At 44.7% G+C, this 1,641-nt stretch carries 1 protein-coding gene and 1 pseudogene; one reads left to right on the top strand and one right to left on the bottom strand.

The genetic code is table 11. The features are described 5' to 3' along the window. Positions 1–1,323: diguanylate cyclase (locus R7P67_RS23720; RefSeq protein WP_318086182.1), on the top strand; the 1,323-nt coding region annotated here is incomplete at its 5' end. Between the two features lie 92 nt (positions 1,324–1,415). Here R7P67_RS23720 and R7P67_RS23715 read toward each other — a convergent pair. Then, positions 1,416–1,641 (bottom strand): annotated as a pseudogene (locus tag R7P67_RS23715) (GntR family transcriptional regulator); the annotation flags it as partial.

Raw genomic sequence — 1,641 nt, 5'->3', positions numbered from 1 at the left:
GACGTTCGACAGGGTTACTTAGTGTTGAATGTCGATATCGAGTATCTGTCATCCCTTCTCAACTATTCACCAGTGCGAGATTTCCACATCGAGTTGGTTAAGCACAACGGCTTTTATATCGCGAGTCCTGACGAGTCGCGCTTGTATGGCGATATTATTCCTGAGCGTTCTCAGTTTAATTTCTCGAACATGTATCCAGATATATGGCCGCGAGTGGTATCTGAGCAAGCGGGGTACTCTTATAACGGTGAACATTTGATTGCGTTTAGCTCGATTAAGTTTGTCTCCAACGAACCTTTGCATCTCATCATCGACCTCTCGAATGAGCAGTTGTCAAAAATAGCGACGCGCGACATCAATGACCTTATTCAAGAATCCTTGTTTGTATTAAGTCTTGTACTGGTTTTCACTTTGCCAATTACCGCGTTGGCGCTGCATTACCGTCGTCATAGTGTGGAATCGAAGTTAGCCCGTGCCGCACTCGATGGTATGACCGCCGTCATGATTTCTGACGCATCGCTCCGCATCATCATGGTCAACCAAGAGTTTGAAAACATGATGGGTTATTCTACCGAACAAGTGAAAGGCTCAAATGCCCATAGCCTGATTTTGCTTCCTGAAGACCTCGAAGAGACGCTAAACATTTGGAATAAGTTAGGGCGCGAGAATGTTTGGGAAGGCGAAGTACGTTGCCGTACCCAATTGAATCATGTGTTTACGGCGATCATGCGTATCCAAGCGAACTTAACAAAGTCCGGTAAAATCAGCTATTACATCACTTCGCTGGTGGATATTTCTGAACGTAAAGCGTTGGAAGAGCAGCTGCGCAACTTAAGTGAGAAGGACGGTTTAACGGGACTGTGGAATCGCAGAAAGTTTGAAGAACAATTAACCCACTACGCGAATATTGTAGAACGTTATCCTGATACACCGACGACGTGTTTGGCTTTGTTTGATATTGACCACTTTAAGCGCATTAACGATGAACGCGGTCACGATGAAGGGGATAAAGTCATTTGTAGCGTCGCAGAAACGTTACTACGTGAAGTGCGCACTACGGATTTTGTTTCTCGTGTTGGTGGTGAGGAGTTTGCGGTGATCATGCCTCATACCACAGTCAAAGAGGCCGAAGTGGTGCTCAATCGTTTGCGAGTCGCGGTTCAGCTGCGAAGCAATATGACCGTTACCGTCAGTGCGGGTTATAGTGACCTCACTGCCGATCGAACTCGAAGCTATAAGTGCGCAGATATCGCGCTGTATGAATCCAAAAGCGCTGGTAGAAACTGCGTTTCTTTGTGTCATAGCATTGATGATATTGCTTAGTTCACATGAGCGAGAGAACCGTTTATACCAAAAAGAAAAAATCGGGATATACCCGATTTTTCGTTAATAAGCGAGTTGATTTGGCGTGACGTTTATAGCGGATTGTCGATGGCGGTTTCGACACATTGCAACGACTTCAACAAATAACGATCCAGAAACTGCACCGCATCGTCACTATTTTTAGACAGCGATAACTTCATGATCATCTCTTGTTCATCGATATTGCAGTGACCTTGATTGTTCGTTCCTAGCACTTGCATAGCAAAGTAATGGTAACGTTTGATCTGGTTTAAAATATCTCGGAAGAAGGTAAACAAA

Source organism: Vibrio sp. Vb0937, from assembly GCF_033338855.1.
The sequence above is the reverse complement of the archived record's forward strand: the minus strand, read 5'-3'. Positions and strand labels throughout refer to the sequence as shown.